The sequence below is a fragment of the Neobacillus sp. SRL179 genome, from assembly GCF_984799095.1.
In genome coordinates, this window is record NZ_OZ481792.1 from 4,655,691 (window position 1) to 4,672,418 (window position 16,728).

A 16,728-nucleotide genomic window follows, 5' to 3' on the forward strand; every position below is an offset into this window, starting at 1 on the left:
GGGGGGTAAACCCGTGTAGTGCACTTTTGTCAAAAATCGACGGATTTTCGACTGAATTCCGTATGTGCTATACTATTCAAACGTTTGTTTGAAGTAGCGGAAAGGTTCGCCCTATATACATTCTTCCAAACTAGCTGGAAAAAGATTGTCGCAAACCAAATCGAAATTCATCATTCTAAAACCTAACTTATAATCAAAACCGATAAAATTCTCATTAAGTGACACCGTTCTAAAAATTCTCCACCTTTTCAACATTACACAATCGTTAAATAAAAGATCCTTAACATGCACTATTCCTCAATTTATAACTGAAATAAATTAAAAAAGTTGTCGGGAACTGTTGTTCAAATCACATAAAGAAGAATGGGGCAGCCTCTGAACTAGTGCTGTCCTTCTGGGACTCTTAATAATATTTATCTATTTTTTACTAAAAATCAAAAATTGGTTAACAATTGGAAGCTATAATTTTGTTTAAGGACTAAATTTTAAAGTAAGGGAGCATTCTCATGGAAAAATATTATTTCTTAATCCTTACTGGACTTTTCATATTACTTTGTACAAATACAATTCTCTTTATTAACAGTCTAGATGATATTTTCACAAGAATATTTACCTTATAAATATTTACAAGCACAACATAAGTAAGAAACTTCCTCTCTCTATTTTATATTAGTAGGAACATTTAAAATGACAAAGACCGACTACTATCTAGTATTTTCTCCTTTAATCAAACGTTTAATTAAAAAGGATGCTGCCCTTGAAAAATAAACACTCTTCCCTCTCAGCGCATAAAAAAGTTGTTGGAATTTGGGATAAAATTGATGGATTAAACCCGTTTAACTCTTAATCCTCAAAAAACGACGCATTTTCGACCATAATCCTTATGTGCTATACTATTCAAACGTTTAGTTAAAACGGCCGGAGGTAACACTCCATTCACAATCTCGTGAATAAGCATGAACAAAGATTGTCGTAAATCAAATCGAAATTCATCCTACTAAAACCTAACTTTCTATCAAATAAGATAAAATTCTCATCAAAAGACACCATTCTAAAAAATCCCCATCTTTTCCACACTAAACAAACGATTGATTAGAAGAGTCCCCATCACGCACTAAGGCGTATTTATACGTGCTAATCACTAAAAAGGTTGTCGAAAATTTGTTCCTACCAATCCCTTTTTTAAATAGGAGCGAACGACTAGAGAACCGGGCAAACTCCAATGCTAGCTACAATGCGATTTAGGATAGAGACCAGTTTTTATCCTTTCTTTTTCTCGATAATTGCCAGATGTGATACTTTTCATAATTGTATAGATAGGACATATTTCAAAAATTAATGAATATCTTTTATTATGCTGTGAAAGTTTATGACCAGTTCTTAAATATCTCAAAATGATTAGATAGGTGGCGATGTAGGTTGGACAAGCATTTAGTACAAACTCGTGCATCTCAGGGATTACATAATAAGAGCAAGGATGAATTATGGCGTTGGTCTGCAACAGATCTGGCTCATGGCATTCGAACTGGACTCTTTTCTTCCCGTGAGGCAGTTGAGAGCTGTTTGAACAGAATTGAGGAAGTAAATCCAGTGGTTAATGCCCTTGTTGAAGTACATGCAGAAGAAGCACTTGCGATAGCCGATCGGGCCGATCTTGCTATGAGAAAGGGCGAGCGGCTTGGACCTTTACATGGTGTACCTGTTTCAACAAAAATTAATGTTGACCAAGCTGGACATGTGACAACAGATGGTGTTGTGGCATTTAAAGACAATCTAGCGGAAAAAGACAGTCCCCCTGTAGCCAATTTACGAAAGTCAGGAGCTGTGATTGTGGGCCGCAGCAATACACCGGCCTTTAGTTTCCGCTGGTTTACAAATAATGATTTACATGGAAGAACCTTAAACCCTTGGGATAAAACTCATACACCTGGCGGATCAAGCGGAGGAGCTGCTTCAGCTGTAGCATCTGGCATGATGCCAATCGGGCATGGTAATGATATTGGAGGTTCGGTTCGTCATCCAGCCTATGCCTGTGGACTCACTGGCATCCGCCCTACAATGGGAAGAGTTCCTGGCTGGTATGGTCCTCCGAGTGGAGATCAGTCACTTTCCGTACAATTGATGTCAACCGATGGACCACTTGCTCGTAACGTTGCGGATCTGCGTCTTGCCCTAATAAGCATGTGTGAATTTGATCCTCGTGATCCACTCCATACATCAGTACCGTTAATTGGCGAGCCCCTTCAAAAGCCAATCCGTGTTGGACTATTACGTGATGGAGGTGTTGCCACTCCATCACCAGCTGTCAATCAAGCTTTGAGTGATGCAGCTATTCAGTTGACGCAGGCTGGTTATATCGTCGAAGAAGTCAATCTTCCTCTATTCGCAGAGGCCTACAGACTTTGGTATCTATTAGTAATGGAAGATTTCAGAACTAATATGTCACTCGTAGAGCAGTATGGGGACGTAGGAATGAAAAAGGCTGCTTTTAATTATTTTGCTAATGCAAAAGAATGGTGGGGAGAAAGCCCTGGACTATCGGATTATATTAAGGGCTACGCACGTCGTGGAACATTAATTGCTCAACTTCAAGAGTTTTTACAAAAATATCCGCTGCTGCTCATGCCGGTATCTGCTGAACAGGCATTTGAACAAGATGCTGATATAAAAAGCGTTGAAGGCATGAGGCGTTGTATGGATGCACAATGGTCCATGATGGCAATCCCAGTGCTCGGATTCCCAGCAATATCCGTTCCAACTGCTGTTACAGATGGTCTCCCAGTTGGCGTTCAGCTCTTAGGAAGACGTTTCCGAGAGGATACGTTATTTGATGCTGCTGAAGTCATTGAAGCGCATGCGCGAATCGAAACACCTATTGATCCAAGGTAGTTTGTTATAAAACTTAGAAAAAATATTCGGAGGTGCAATCCTTAATGAGCAAAAAGATTTATGAAATGTCCGCAATCGAGTTAATCGAAGCTTATCGCTCAAAGAAATTAACTCGCAGGCAAGTAGTAGAAGCACATTTAAAGAGAATGGATGAGGTTAATCCATCTATAAATGCAGTCATTCATCGCTTTGATGAAAAAGCCTTACTCGAAGCTGAGGAAGCTGATAAGAGAGATAGCGAGAGAACGGATTTATTACTTGATGGTGTGCCAGTTTTAGTTTCTGATTGGTATAGCGTTGAAGGTGTCCCGCATAGTTTTGGCGTCCGTGCATGGGCTGAAAATATAAGCAAATCTGATGATGCAATTGTAGACAGAATCCGCAAGGCTGGAGCTATTATCCTGGGCAAATCTTCCACTCCGGAATTTTTTATTCGATGGAATTCTATAGGAGAACAGTTCGGAGAAACTCGAAACGCACGCGATACTTCATGTTCAGCAGGTGGTTCAGGCGGTGGAGCAGCTTCATCGGTTGCGAGCGGAATTGTCCCTATTGCTTTCCATGCAGATTTAGGAGGCTCTTTAAGAGTACCTGCATCATTTAATAACGTGATCACCATAAGACCTTCTGGGGGTGTTGTGCCACTTGTATATCCAGTTGAGCCTTCGATGGTATGGGAAGATTGGACTTCGTTAGGACCATTCGCTAAATCTATGGATGATGCTTGGCTAGCTCTTAGGGCAATTGCAGGCCCACATCCTTCTGTACCTAAAACTGTTCCTCTCACTCTACCGAATTCATTGTCAACGGATGGCCCTACTCTACGTGTCGCTCGTATTATTGATAAGACTGGGGCAAAAGTGACACCAGAAATTCGAGCAGAGGTGGATCGTGTTGCAAATGCACTTACTCAAGCTGGATACGAGGTTGTTGATGTAGCCCCACCGAGAATGGATAGGTTAGCTCAATTGTGGGTGGAGATGCTGGGGACAGAATTAATGCAATGCACGATGCCAAATGCAAGAGGGATTATCGGGGACAGCGCAAGGGATCATATTGATACCTTATATGGACAATATGATTATGGTCCTGAATTACGTCCATTCATTGAAGCTGAGCAGGAACTTCGATCTATTGCTCGTGAGGTTTCTGAATTTATGGCTGAGTATCCACTTATTCTTTCGCCTGTTAGCGGTATGCAACGGCCACCAATAAATTTTGATTACTATTTATCAAAAGAAGAGACGAAAGATTTATTTGATTATATGCGTTCTAATGTTTGGGTCAATACATTAAACCTACCTGCTGTAGCCATAGGGAATGGAACCCAAATTGTTGGACGACGATATTATGACGTTGAACCTGCAATTGCAGCTAAATGTGTATTTAAGCTAATCGAAAATTACAGTTGCAGAACCATTAAAATTAAATATATAGTCTTTAAAAATACTGTCAAACCAAAATTTTATATACCAAAACAGAGTAGCAAATTTGCTACTCTGTTTTCCTTTCCAACCCCATACTCTCAACTTCCGCTTCTAATTAGTTCTCTTAGTATTATAGTAAACTTAGAGCATTCAATATAGTTGGCTATCTATAAAAACGCTAGTCATCCCAGGTCGCTTTCTTAGCTGATGCTAAATATACTTGATCTGGTTCATACACATTACTTGGAATGATTCCAGTAGCTGCAATAGTCACTTCTCCACTAGTCTTTAATAAATTGAAAAGCTCTGAAAAGTCTTTTCAACTATAATATAAGTTCCAACTACTTAAAATTCTAATATTACTTCTATTACTAATTTCCTACTCGATCCCAACCTTTCGACCAAATCCCATATAGACTATACTATTCAAACGTTTAAGTAAAGCAGCTATACACCCTGCTAAATCAACTTCCTCCCTAACTGGCATGAACAAAAATTGTCGATAAATATATTAGGAAGCTGCAGATGATAACCCACTTTTCCACAATAATCAATCAAGTTTTGCTCTCGTGACATAAATCTACGAGTTTCCTCTCTTTTCAACACTAACTAAACGTATGATTAGAAGTACCCCCAGCCCCCGGATATCCTGGCATTATCCCTTCCTTTGATTAAAAAGCATGTCGATTGGTGGTGCCTGCCTATCCCCGAACACCACAGGGATGGTTCCTATAGTCTTAAGAGAAGTTGGGATAGATACTCCCTATTAATGTTGCTACCATCAAAAACAAGCTATCCTTTCCTCCAATAAACTCGAGATTAGAATAGCTTTTTTATGAAAGGAAAATTATCAATATCCTTGGTAATCTCACTTAGTTTTTAGCACTTTGTCATCTTTCAATCAATCGTAAAATATAATATCTAATCTATCCATTATTTCTATTACTTCAATTACAAGTTCATTTTCATCTTTATTATTTAACCTCGTAAGTAAGTCTTCTAATTTTCTTTCTACCTCTGACTTTAGTAGCGACTTGTCCTTAGACAAATAATTCTTTAGGTTCCTCTTTACTTTATTTCGTCTATAATTTAAAAGGCACTTATTAAAAGCAACTTTAATATCCGCTGTTTCAATAGCCCCGTGACAAGAGGCACATAGCGTCACAAGATTATCTTTATGATGAACCCCACCCAAATTACGAGGTATTTTATGATGGACATGCAAATCAGTTTCTCTTTCACATGTCACACACTTCCATCCATCTCGCTCTTTTACTTCCTTTTTAAGTGATTCATTAAATGGTATATTCCATAAATTAAGGAATTTTACCCTGCCTCCTGTTTCCTTAAATCGATCTAACACTTCGAGATGAGGTAAAATTATCATTTCAACAATACTCATGATAGATTCAGCTGCTTCATCTGAGTTAGATAATGTTGAGTTATTATCCTCTTCATCCATATCTTTATTTTCAACAAACAAAATCTGTGATAAGTCGGAAGTATATTCTAGTAAAAAATCTCGTTCTACTCCTATTGCTTTTCTTAATATTTCCTTTGATTGATCATAGAACTCCTTTAAACTTAAATTTTGCCAATCACGAATTTTATTTTTTAGAGACTTTGGAATATGCTTTCTCCATAACTCCTTTTCCTCTCTATCCTCAAAATCTCCTACTGGTGTTAAAGCACCATGTTTATACTTATTAACTAGCCTTACGGGATCAATAATTAAATCACCTTTAGGCCTGTATTCAGTTACATTTTCAGTTTTATCTTCAATCTCTTCTAATGCATCCAACTCATCTATTATTTGAATTAAATCGTCCTCAGAATAAAATTTGGAAAGTTCATTTTCATTAATATCTGCTACATCTATGAATAGGTTAGGTATTTCAGTTATTTTATTTTTCTCAATTCTTTCTAGTATGGACTCAATTAAATATCTACTATAATTACTTATTTTATCCAATTAATCTCCCCATGCTCCTTTACGCTTTAGTATCTATACTCTTTCAAATTAAATCCATCCCACCAACTCTTTTTAAGTAAGAAATATAGTGTACTTTTAAAAAACTTAAAAACTCTTCTGATTTTAAGTTACTTTGATTGTCTTGAAAGATAGTTAAAAATACAGCGTCACTATTATTTAGCTTAATTCTTGTGTCATCTCCGTTAAAATCCCCATAGGTAATACCTTACGACATAACAACCTGCTCAGTTAAATCTCCTTTTAAGTGATCCATCGCAATACTTAATGATTTTGGATTCCAGTCGATTTGCATCCACCTTTTGTTTCGATTTTTATTTGGCACATAAAGGCTTATTCTATTGGGCCTTTTAATGGTTGGTTGTTTTATTATCACATCTTCAAATTTCCCCGTGACCAAATCAATAAAAGCGTCAGCTAGTATTTTTGTTTCCATCGTCTAATCCTCCAAACCTTTCTATTATGTCTTCCACGAAAATCTTCCCCCTGTTACAACAATGACTACAAACACAATTCCTCTTTAGATAGACATACTAATTGAATAGACTCATATACTTCTTCTATTTTCCCCTTATACATCTGAATAAGAGGGTTAATGATGATTTCGTTGACTGACTCCTGATTAAGGATGGCATCCAGTGGCAGGAAGTAATTTACGATGGTTGTTAATTGAGAATGTTCGGTTATGATAAAGTTTAGAGTGTTCTGCGAAGTTTGTGGATCCTTCATGCCAGCCAGCACTATATATTCATTGGTTTTGCTAACAGTCTGCTCCTTATCCATTTCTATGTATAAGCAGGAAATAAGCGGAACTTTATTAGGCAATAACACCACAGGGCTCATCAAAGAGGATATTAATGCCTAAATGCCTACAGCATGTCTGAAGAATTTAAGTAGAGTACGACAGAGAGGATAATAAACTTATTAGCCAGAACTAAATACTCTAAAGCCGCTAAAATTTTTGTCTATCTTCTTTAGGAACTAAAACTTGTAACATAGACTGCAAAACGAATATTTCATCATCCTTTTTCTTCAGTTTTTCCAAATAAATTTTACGCGCAATTAAAAATCCAAAAATGCCAGCAACCACCACATGTCTTAAAAACTGAAAAAACTCATTATCCAATAATGCCACTATTCCGCTCTCCTTATTCGGATTTACATTTGTACTGTTACCTAGTAAATCCTAAGTCTGTCCATTTCACCAAAATGATTCTGCATCGAAAATTGTAGTAGAATGAGTCGCATTCCCATTCTTTTTCCACTTATTAATCTTCGTAACGGAGATTCCAACCCTTTTCAACAGTATTATATTGACGAATGAGTTGCCCCTCTAATTTTTTTGCTTCTTCAACGGAAGAACAAACCTTTAAAGTTACAGTTAGTTGGTCTCGGTATTGATAAAGTTCAGGTTTACAGTTTCCGGCCCCTCTCCAATGTTCCTGTAATCTTTTACGAAGACCACGGGTACTTTGTCCTTCTCTATTCTCGATAGCCCGGCCTACATACATGACTTTCCCATTAAGCTTCATTATGTACACACCAATTTCATTTGGAGCAGTATTTTTTACAAATTCAAAACTATTAACCTTACTTACCTGTTTTACAGCTGCAGAGACCAAAGAACTAAAAAAACTCAATAATAACACTTCTTTCTATGAATTTTTAGGTATTTCTTACCAACTATTTTAACATTGATAGAAAATATATCCATATTTTTAATAAAATTCTATATTCATGTACCGGCGTACTGGAATGGTTTCTCCTTCTCAACATGGATATTCTTATATAGATATATATATTAAAAAAGAGAAGTGGGCTAACACTTCTCCATGCAACTGCTACCGTCATTTTAGGTGTACCATTGCTTGAACGTTTTTCAAATGATAAATACTCACGCGTAATCCCCTTCAGAACCTCTCGAAGAATTTCATGAAATGTTCCCAGGGTTTCATCCCCTTTCCGAAATGGAAAGAAGCTTACAATCCACCACCCAATGATATTCAGTTGCAGCTTCATTCTGTTATTAAGTGACTATCTACAAGCCTATCAATCTCCAACAAAACCTGGGGCGTGACAGGTACCGATTTATAATGATGCGTGAGAACCGTCCCCACGCATCACGTTTAGTTGACCTGCGGCAAAAGAACAATAAATTCTGTCCCCTTATTTTTTTCACTTTTCACTTGTACTTTGCCTTTAAAGGAACGGATAATTTGAAAACTTACCATCATACCTAGGCCTGTCCCATTTTCCTTTAAAGAATAAAACGGAGTTCCAAGCCTATCCATTTGCATTTTTGTCATTCCAATTCCTTGGTCCTTAATGATAATCTTTATAAATCCATCACTAGTCGTAGTACATGTAATCCAAACAACTCCGCCACTCGGCATAGACTCTATGGCATTTTTCAAAATATTAATGAAGCACTGGTTCAATTTTTGAGAATCTCCATAAATCCAACTGCCTTCAAGAAAATCTGTTTTAATCTCAACATTATGGCTCAGGCTGTAACTTTGAATCATTTTTACTACACGTTCTAACTGAGAACCTACTTCGATTCTATCGTTGTTAATGATGGAGGGTTTTCCAAAAGATAAAAAATCATTAATAATGTCATTTGCACGATCCAATTCTTCAATTGAGATTTGGATATACTCCTTCTTCTCATTGGACAAATCAGGCTCGTTTAAAAGTTGCAGAAAGCCACGAGTAACCTGCATCGGATTTCTAATTTCATGTGCGAAAACACTTGTTAACTCACTTATAACCCGTAATTTCTCCGAGTTTAGCACGTCTAATCGCAGCTGGTGAATATCCCTGATCGCTTCAATAAGGATCGTTAGGGACCAAATAACGACCGCTACAAAAATAAGCTGAATCATCTGTACTTTAAGATGATCTATAGAAAATCCTCTTAAAATACCAAAAAGAGCAAGTCCAATTAGACAATAATAAAAAGCAAGTCCAACCGCAATTTTAGCCCTTTTATCTTTGTTTGAACTGGCGAACGCTTTTTGAAAGAAAAAAATAACAGGCAGTGATAATAATAAGACAAGAACAGTATTATAAAATCCAATACTGATTCCAAAATAAAGTCGATAAAGGATAATAATAGCCGATAGGAAGATGGCTGAACCAAATCGCCCGTAAAGGCTTCCAAATAATAGAGGAATAACTCTTAAATCCAAACGAGCATTTTCACCAAAGCTGGCCGGGAATGACATGCAAAAAAATATGGATATTCCCCACAATATGGTCATGATCATTTTTTTATTTTTATCACTAATTACCCTCTCGGTAATAAATGTATAGTAAATAAATATAGGTATTACAATAAGTGTTAGTTGCAGTAAAAAATCCTTTATGATACTCATCTAAGTTACCTTTCATATTCTCTTCTATATGTTAAAAGAAGCATTTGCTCATCAACATTTTGAACTCACAGAATAGTATACCATTCATGTTGAATACTTATTTAATGTCTTCCTAGCAAAATCCTCTTATGCTCTCCATAAATCTAGTATACCGAAGATAGGATGGTAAATGGTATATATATCCATAACAACTACCCTTCTTTTGAAAAAATTTTTTCTAGTTGACTCCAAGTGCAGCAAATACCCAATAAAACTACAGCAAGCGCCAGGTCCCTACTATCTCTCGAATTAATTAAACGTTTGTGTAGATTCATTATAAACGTTATGCAATCAAGCTTTTCGAACAAAATGTAGTAAAAAGAATGGCGCAAGCTGTAATAATACTGTTGCCCATTCTTCCTTTTTCTACAAATTCTATTTTTATTTTCTTAAAACATACAGCACTCGGCTTTTTCTTTTAACATTCTCCTTCAATTAAACGTTTAGTTAAATTGGGAATAAACCTTGATGAATCTAAGAAAAAACATTATATGGCTGTAAAAAAATTGCTGAAGAATCGTTTGAATTTTTTATCACTCAGCCAACATTCTTCTATAAATATTATTAATCGATAAATACTGGCCTATTTCTACCAACTTACGTTTCAACCAAACGTTTGATTGAAAATGGTCAAAACCGCTACATTGCTCACTTTTTCTTGTAAGTCTTTAAAATAAATGTCGAGATTCCCAATCAGTTATTGGACCTTCTCCGCTGAGGCCGAGATCGTTCTTCCCATTCAATTGATTTTAAAACCTATCAACCTCTTAAAATTAATAAACATAAAAAAAAGGAGAGATTTAACCCTCCCCTGCTAATTTTATGCTTGATCGCTTTTAATTTTACAATTTGCTTACATCAAGATAACCTCTTACAGTCCATGCACCATCTACTAAAAAGGTTAATCACCCCAAGTCGCTTTCTTAGCTGATGCTAAATTCCCTTGGTCTGGTTCATACACATTACTTGGAATGATTCCAGTAGCTGCAATCGTCACTTCTCCACTAGTCTTTAATAAATTAAAAAGCTCTGAAAAGTCTTTGCGACTAAAATATAAATTCCAACTATCACCAAACTCACCATCAAAGGGGGTAATATCTACGGAGAAATATTCACTTTCCGCATCTGAAAACCCATAATTATAGTATGTATCCAACTCCGCGGTTCCTAAAATAGCAAAATCCTTATCTAAATTATTCTCCATATCAAATTGAACATCTTTCGCTGTAAGGGTAATTCCATTTTCGCTCATATAGGATTGGAAAACTTCTTCATAAGACACCTCGGCGGGAGCATCTTCTTCAGCAGCAACTTCCTGATCTGAATTGGCCACAACCGCATCACTGGAGGCTTCTTCCGTTGTGGTTGCTGTGTCCGCTGCTGAATCATAGCTTACATCCTCATCCGTACTATCATTTGTTTTGGTTTCGTTAGATGTTTGGGCAACTGCTGGTTTGGTACTCCCTTTATCTTGAAGGGCATAATCTTGCAATGTAAATAAACCCAGGTTAATGCTGCCATAAACTACAAGAAGTCCTAGTGCAATAAAGACACCCTTCCAACTTGATCCGCCTTGTTTTTCAATCTCCTTGCGTTGAGTTTCAGGATTATGAGGGTTGACAGCTTTAATCTTTTGAATCTTTTTCTTGGCATTCTGGGAATAAAAGTAGTTTCCAGAACTACCTAAAGAAAAGGCCAGCCCAATGGAAATGGCATAATTCAATTTATCAGCAATGGAGGTATCTAAAAACAAGGTAAGAATATCAATTAAAATGAAAATACCAAGCGTAATAAAGATTACCTTGTACATTTTTCGATAACCGACCCAAAATAAACCGGCAAAAAAGGCTGCCCAGTTCCAACTCCGATTATTTTTGGCTGTCTTCCATTTGTTTAAATAAAAGTCCGACTTCTGCCCCACAAACAGCTTGAGTTCCTCATCCTCTCCAAGACCAAGACCAACTGGTTGATGTCCTGATGATTCAGGTATGAGAGAGGATCCGCAACTCCCGCAAAATTTAGCTCCATCAGGATTCGCATTTCCACAATTTGTACAATACATGTTACACCTCTTAGTTAATTTTCTTTTCACCTATTAAAGTCGTGACTTACTTAACGAACTGACTCTCCTTCCATTTTTTGACCTTACCTATTAATAGATTAATCATCGATGTTGCAGGGTCAGCCTAATGAATCTAATCACCTACCATAAAATAGTTCGAAAATCTAATAATATCATTCTAATATAATCAAATGGGATAAACTAGTACCTTTTACATAAAATTCTAACAATACTTCTATTACTAATTTCCTACTAAATCACAACCTTTCGACCATACTCCATATAGGCTATACTATTCAAACGTTTGGTTAAAACTGTTGAAAGTACCGGTCTATCCACATCCGCTTCTACTCTTAAGAGAGAACATTGTCGTGAGCCACATAGGAAATACTCCTATAAAAACTGAACTCTCCCCAAAATTTTTAAAGATAGACACAATCCTGCAAATTCCCCAACCCTTCAACACTAACCAAACGTTTGATTAGAAGTCCCCTCAACCCGCAGATATCCTGGAATTATTCCTCCTAATGATTGAAAAGCATGTCGAATGGTAGTGCCTATCCACATATCTCCAACCTACCTCCTCACTCTTCCCCCGCAGTAAGATCAGGTGTAAACCCAAGTGGAATAGGTCTGCCATCAGGAACCGATTCAGTTAATGGCCTATGTTTTAGTACAGGCTTTTGCTTCCAAGATATGTATTAACATCCTTTATGATCAGTAACGATTCATTTTCCCAATTCTTCAGAATCCCCACAATATAGTTCAGCTTGCACTTGTTATTGGCACAGGCAATCTTCATGGCCATTAAGACGAGTTCTTTCGGTTGTAGAAATCTAGAATCATCTAACCACCACAACAACTGCTCTTTTGCATTCATATTCGTAAATCCAAATCCATTCGCATCCCAAAACTCCACAATTTCTTTTCCATCTTTACTCGGTAAGAGATCCTCTTCGTCTAAAAGGTTCTCTCTATTCAGTGGAAAAGCTTTTTGTTGTTTTTCTTTTTTATTTTCTTTTTCTTTTTCTTTTTCTTTTTCTTTTTGCCCACTTATCGTATAACGAGTCGTGAACGGGTCGTCATGCTCTTCATATGGAGTGATAGAGGAATCATTTTCACAGCTATCTTCCTGATCGATCCTTAACTCTTCTGATGGATAGAAGGATTCATAAAGGCTGCGAATTTCTTGATTACGGATGGATTCAAAAGCATATGCAATCAGCGAGCGGTCCTCGACTTTTTTTAATTCGGCATAGATACAATCCATCACCGGTTTCCCGCCTTTAACCAAGTTATCTTTCCCCCAGCTTTTAATGGCGAGTTCTCTTGTTTCAGGATTGTAACGTATCAGCTTATGATGTTGGATGAACCGTTCCATTAACGAATGAACACTCTCTATCGAAAAGCCCAAATCAAAGGCCATCTGTTTTTTAGTAATTTTATAGATGCCAATTTGCTTTGTTTGTGGATTGGTCAGCAAATACAGATAAAAGTACTTATCCTCCACAGACATCTCCTCAGAGACAATAGGATCCTTCCAAAAATCAGTACGCACCATTCGGTATTTAGCCATCAACAACCATATCCCTTCATCTACAAAAATACCTTCAAAATTCATATATAGTTTTAGGTTGAAAAAGGACAGGATAATTTCTATAAAAATGTGAATGACTTATGACAAATTAATGAAGAGTGAAATGAACGCACATTAAAAGAAGCTGAGAAAAAAATAATGGGTTCCGATACGGGGTGCAAAAAGGCAAATCACATTAAGTTTTCTAGCGTGAATTTGCATAAGAATTCACGCCTTTATTTTTATTGATATATCAACAATCTACCTGATTTTATCTCCATTTCTCTTGAGAATTCACATCACTTTTCTTGAGGGTGACAATACTTATTGTTCAGTGAGAATATTTGTGTGAAAATAGTTGTGAAATAATGTGCGAAATGGCTATAAAACGTTAGGGGAGGTATAACAATGAATTTTATCTCAGGAGGGTATTACATCATTACTCCCATTGAGAGAGCTGATTATATGGATAAAGAGTTAATTCCAGAAACCATCTTGTCAGTTAGCGAGTGTATTTGTGACTTTCACCCTGAAACAACTGTTTTGTGGGGTGGCTCAAATGAAGAAAAACGTAAATACGCTCAACAATTAAATATTTCTCAAGGCACCTATAAAGAAATAGAAAAATGGGTTGAAGATAAGCTTGAAGAAGGAATTTTTGGATTTCCACAGGTATTTACCACGATTGAACTAGCTAGGGAATTCCTAGCTAAATTTCTTTGCCATTTATCGAATACTAAAATTATCGGGATTGGATTACTTGAAGAGTATATAGAAGAATTTATCGAATATGAAGAGTCTCAAAACAAAGAAGAAGAAAACCAATACGGCATAGAAAAATTATTATTACGCAGAAGTCCCATTGAAGTAAAAGATTCAAAAATGATGGGCTATGAAGTGCTTGGTTTTGAGTACGGGTCATTTCACTCTTATTTGTGTAATGGCTTAGAAAAAGATTTTGATGAACATTTTAAATTCACTTTGAATCAAAATGGTTTTATACCTTCACTTGAAGACGCTTCTCGCTATTGTGATTATAGTAATGATGAAGATTTGGGAACTGAACCTGTTTTATGGCTTCCTTGGGTGATATTTGAATACAGTAAATAAAAAGCATTGGAATCTGTTGATTCCAATGCTTTTTTGTATGTGATTATTACTGTGATTATATAGGAGAAATCATATGCGAATTGATATGATTTTTCCTATGCTTACACCTCAAAATGGAACCCGTTAAGAAAAAATCAGCTTCCTTTTGTTTGGAGATTACGTATTAATTTTCCTCCCTATTTCGAGGTATGATATTAAACATGCCTCCTAAGTCTGGAATAATATCACAATCAGGAAATTGCTTTTGGAGTTTTTTAAATGTTTTTTTTCTCCTAATTTCCCTATCAACTTCTGCCTTTGCAATTCTTTTCAGGGTTTCTTCCTTTGTCTCCCCTGCTTCGATAAAGTCATATAGCGGAATATAAATGAAATTTTTCTTATCTCCTGGTTTCATAGAATCACCTTCCTCCGCTAGTATTTAGACAGAGGAGGTAAAAATTCCTTGTGGCAACTTTGTAAACATTACATTTACTACAAATTATTTACATCGACTGGATCTTTTATAGACACATTTAATTTCTATAAACCCCAATGTCTTGGTTCAGTAACAGATAACCCACGAAAATGGAGCACAAGAACTGTCCCCATGAACCATAAATCACTAGAAAAACTACTCAAACCGTAAAAATCACTTTCAAAATGCCGTTTTGATGGCAAAAAAGAGTGTTTGGCATCAAAAATGCCTCCAAATGTGATTTGGGGGCGTTCGATTTAAACTTTGAAACCCGCTATCTTTGAGGTGCTGGAATTATACCAAAAGGGTGGATAAAGTTATGGATCTAAAATCAGGATCAATTGATGGGTTTGAACAGTTTTCTCAGTTTGCAAGTCTTAAAGAGTTTAATACGCATATGGAGAGGTGGTTCCTCCAACACAAGGGGGATTTCTCGAAAGGAGAATTAATCGGCTTAAAGCGGTTGGTTCGTTTTTCCGCAAAGATTCCTGGAATTTGCAATGCAAAAATCGGAACGATCTTAAAAGCGATTCATGCCGAATACCACGAGAATGGAATCTCTCGCTCTACCTTCAAACGAATGATTCTAAAAGCAAAGGAATGGGGAATCATCACCGTCTTTGAAACAGAACGAAAAAACGGCTCACAGTCTAGTAATTTGTATCGTTTTAATCGATTTCCTACAAATGAACCACCCAAAGTGGAAATTATGGACCACCCTAAAGAAACTAATAACCTTTTAAAAACTGAAAAAGATCAAAAGATAAAAGAACGTAAAGAAGAACGGTCTGAATTAGATTATACCTTTGTGAGTGACCGAGTCCCGCAGCCATTTGTCCAGCTGGTAAAATGCTACTTTCCTGAGGCAAAGACCATCGAAGAATACTGGAGAACGGCACGAACCACGGCCTATCAGAATCTTATGGAGAATGACCATGATTTAATTCTGGAAGTTGCCATCCAATCCTTCAAGCAGCTGATTCGCAAACTCAAATTCAACAGCAACATTAAGAATCCATTTGCTTATTATTATGGAATCACTGACAAAAAGTTTCGCCGGCATTATACCCAGAACTTCTACGAACAGTATAACTTGACATATAAAGAGATTATTTTTGGCGAGGGACTGAATTTAGAATGAGTGAGTGATCGACCTCTGAAGTAAAAACAGACGAAATAACTAGCTATTTATAACTTGAAGAGGATAGAGTACGTTTTGGAGATTACCTATAGGAGCATAATCATTTGAGAATGTTTCAGGTGGATCTACAAATGTACAAGTATTCTTTGGTGCAACAGTAGAAAAAATACAATAATAGATGATTACATACTATTTAATGATGGAGCCATTACCCTTTGTAATGGCCCTGCTATTATTAATAAGTGATAGCCATCCAAAAAATTTATTAAACTCGAGACCTAATCCGAAAAAAGGCACGCATAAAATGAGTTTGCTTGATAGGGCACGGAGTGTTTTCCTTGTCCTCTTAGAATCAATCTTTAAATAAATTCTCCCATCCCATTTGAAAGCCTCTCTCAACACAAACTGTTGATTAAAGCAGGATCAAATTATTGCTTCCTAGGAATAATCATCCAACTCACTCAGCTTATCAATGCCGAGGAACTCTTTTTCAAGCTCTCTCATTGTTTCTTTCCGTTCCCTTTCCTTTTCTGCTTCTGCACGTCTTATTCTTCTCTTTGTTTCTTTCTTTGTAGCGCCTGCCTCAACCAATCCCAACATAGGGATATAAACAAAGGATTTCACTTTTCCGGGCTTCATATAATCACCTTCCTTACCTATAGC

The 16,728-nt window shown here is 36.6% G+C and carries 14 protein-coding genes; 4 read left to right on the forward strand and 10 right to left on the reverse strand.

What is annotated here, in order from left to right; translation table 11 throughout:
- Positions 1 to 1,419: 1,419 nt before the first annotated feature.
- On the forward strand, positions 1,420 to 2,889 hold the full coding sequence (locus AC4E8C_RS22880; protein ID WP_490208924.1) for an amidase family protein: 1,470 nt from the start codon (positions 1,420 to 1,422) through the stop codon (positions 2,887 to 2,889).
- Between the two features lie 44 nt (positions 2,890 to 2,933).
- Positions 2,934 to 4,475 (forward strand): amidase, encoded by a 1,542-nt coding sequence (locus AC4E8C_RS22885; protein WP_490208925.1) that lies wholly within the window; start codon positions 2,934 to 2,936, stop codon positions 4,473 to 4,475.
- A gap of 742 nt (positions 4,476 to 5,217) precedes the next feature.
- Here AC4E8C_RS22885 and AC4E8C_RS22890 read toward each other — a convergent pair.
- The 8 genes from AC4E8C_RS22890 to AC4E8C_RS22925 all read right to left on the reverse strand — a co-directional run bounded on the left by AC4E8C_RS22890 (position 5,218) and on the right by AC4E8C_RS22925 (position 13,360).
- The gene (locus AC4E8C_RS22890; protein WP_490208926.1) at positions 5,218 to 6,288 is read right to left on the reverse strand and encodes an HNH endonuclease; all 1,071 of its coding nucleotides are present in this window, start codon (positions 6,286 to 6,288) and stop codon (positions 5,218 to 5,220) included.
- A gap of 226 nt (positions 6,289 to 6,514) precedes the next feature.
- A complete protein-coding gene (locus AC4E8C_RS22895) occupies positions 6,515 to 6,742 on the reverse strand; it encodes a hypothetical protein (protein WP_490208927.1) in 228 nt (75 codons plus the stop codon).
- A gap of 65 nt (positions 6,743 to 6,807) precedes the next feature.
- Positions 6,808 to 7,137, reverse strand: a complete 330-nt coding sequence (locus tag AC4E8C_RS22900) for a hypothetical protein (RefSeq protein ID WP_490208928.1) — start codon at positions 7,135 to 7,137, stop codon at positions 6,808 to 6,810.
- A 121-nt stretch (positions 7,138 to 7,258) separates the two neighbouring features.
- On the reverse strand, positions 7,259 to 7,441 hold the full coding sequence (locus AC4E8C_RS22905) for a hypothetical protein (protein ID WP_490208929.1): 183 nt from the start codon (positions 7,439 to 7,441) through the stop codon (positions 7,259 to 7,261).
- 133 nt (positions 7,442 to 7,574) lie between these two features.
- Complete coding sequence (locus tag AC4E8C_RS22910; protein WP_490208930.1) at positions 7,575 to 7,946, reverse strand: GIY-YIG nuclease family protein; 372 nt, start codon at positions 7,944 to 7,946, stop codon at positions 7,575 to 7,577.
- A gap of 486 nt (positions 7,947 to 8,432) precedes the next feature.
- Complete coding sequence (locus AC4E8C_RS22915; RefSeq protein WP_490208931.1) at positions 8,433 to 9,683, reverse strand: ATP-binding protein; 1,251 nt, start codon at positions 9,681 to 9,683, stop codon at positions 8,433 to 8,435.
- Positions 9,684 to 10,623: 940 nt separating this feature from the next.
- A complete protein-coding gene (locus AC4E8C_RS22920; RefSeq protein ID WP_490208932.1) occupies positions 10,624 to 11,784 on the reverse strand; it encodes a DUF2628 domain-containing protein in 1,161 nt (386 codons plus the stop codon).
- 670 nt (positions 11,785 to 12,454) lie between these two features.
- On the reverse strand, positions 12,455 to 13,360 hold the full coding sequence (locus AC4E8C_RS22925) for a DnaD domain protein (RefSeq protein ID WP_490208933.1): 906 nt from the start codon (positions 13,358 to 13,360) through the stop codon (positions 12,455 to 12,457).
- Positions 13,361 to 13,768: 408 nt separating this feature from the next.
- Between AC4E8C_RS22925 and AC4E8C_RS22930 the strand changes: the two genes are divergently transcribed.
- Positions 13,769 to 14,470 (forward strand): hypothetical protein, encoded by a 702-nt coding sequence (locus AC4E8C_RS22930; protein WP_490208934.1) that lies wholly within the window; start codon positions 13,769 to 13,771, stop codon positions 14,468 to 14,470.
- A gap of 163 nt (positions 14,471 to 14,633) precedes the next feature.
- On the opposite strand, the gene AC4E8C_RS22935 is transcribed toward AC4E8C_RS22930, so the two are convergent.
- Complete coding sequence (locus AC4E8C_RS22935) at positions 14,634 to 14,864, reverse strand: hypothetical protein (RefSeq protein WP_490208935.1); 231 nt, start codon at positions 14,862 to 14,864, stop codon at positions 14,634 to 14,636.
- A gap of 379 nt (positions 14,865 to 15,243) precedes the next feature.
- Here AC4E8C_RS22935 and AC4E8C_RS22940 point away from each other — a divergent pair, with 379 nt between their 5' ends.
- Entirely contained in the window at positions 15,244 to 16,065 is an 822-nt protein-coding gene (locus AC4E8C_RS22940) for a hypothetical protein (protein ID WP_490208936.1), read from the forward strand.
- A 438-nt stretch (positions 16,066 to 16,503) separates the two neighbouring features.
- Here AC4E8C_RS22940 and AC4E8C_RS22945 read toward each other — a convergent pair whose 3' ends face one another.
- Positions 16,504 to 16,704 carry a hypothetical protein gene (locus AC4E8C_RS22945; RefSeq protein WP_490208937.1) on the reverse strand — a complete coding sequence of 67 codons (201 nt, stop codon included), beginning with the start codon at positions 16,702 to 16,704 and terminating at the stop codon, positions 16,504 to 16,506.
- Between the last annotated feature and the right edge of the window lie 24 nt (positions 16,705 to 16,728).

What these genes read in the sequence shown, in the direction of transcription:
- AC4E8C_RS22885 (WP_490208925.1), top strand. Translation starts at nt 2,934, where the DNA reads ATGAGCAAAAAGATTTATGAAATGTCCGCAATCGAGTTAATCGAAGCT.
- AC4E8C_RS22895 (WP_490208927.1), bottom strand. Translation starts at nt 6,742, where the DNA reads ATGGAAACAAAAATACTAGCTGACGCTTTTATTGATTTGGTCACGGGG.
- AC4E8C_RS22915 (WP_490208931.1), bottom strand. Translation starts at nt 9,683, where the DNA reads ATGAGTATCATAAAGGATTTTTTACTGCAACTAACACTTATTGTAATA.
- AC4E8C_RS22920 (WP_490208932.1), bottom strand. Translation starts at nt 11,784, where the DNA reads ATGTATTGTACAAATTGTGGAAATGCGAATCCTGATGGAGCTAAATTT.
- AC4E8C_RS22925 (WP_490208933.1), bottom strand. Translation starts at nt 13,360, where the DNA reads ATGGCTAAATACCGAATGGTGCGTACTGATTTTTGGAAGGATCCTATT.
- AC4E8C_RS22930 (WP_490208934.1), top strand. Translation starts at nt 13,769, where the DNA reads ATGAATTTTATCTCAGGAGGGTATTACATCATTACTCCCATTGAGAGA.
- AC4E8C_RS22935 (WP_490208935.1), bottom strand. Translation starts at nt 14,864, where the DNA reads ATGAAACCAGGAGATAAGAAAAATTTCATTTATATTCCGCTATATGAC.
- AC4E8C_RS22940 (WP_490208936.1), top strand. Translation starts at nt 15,244, where the DNA reads ATGGATCTAAAATCAGGATCAATTGATGGGTTTGAACAGTTTTCTCAG.
- AC4E8C_RS22945 (WP_490208937.1), bottom strand. Translation starts at nt 16,704, where the DNA reads ATGAAGCCCGGAAAAGTGAAATCCTTTGTTTATATCCCTATGTTGGGA.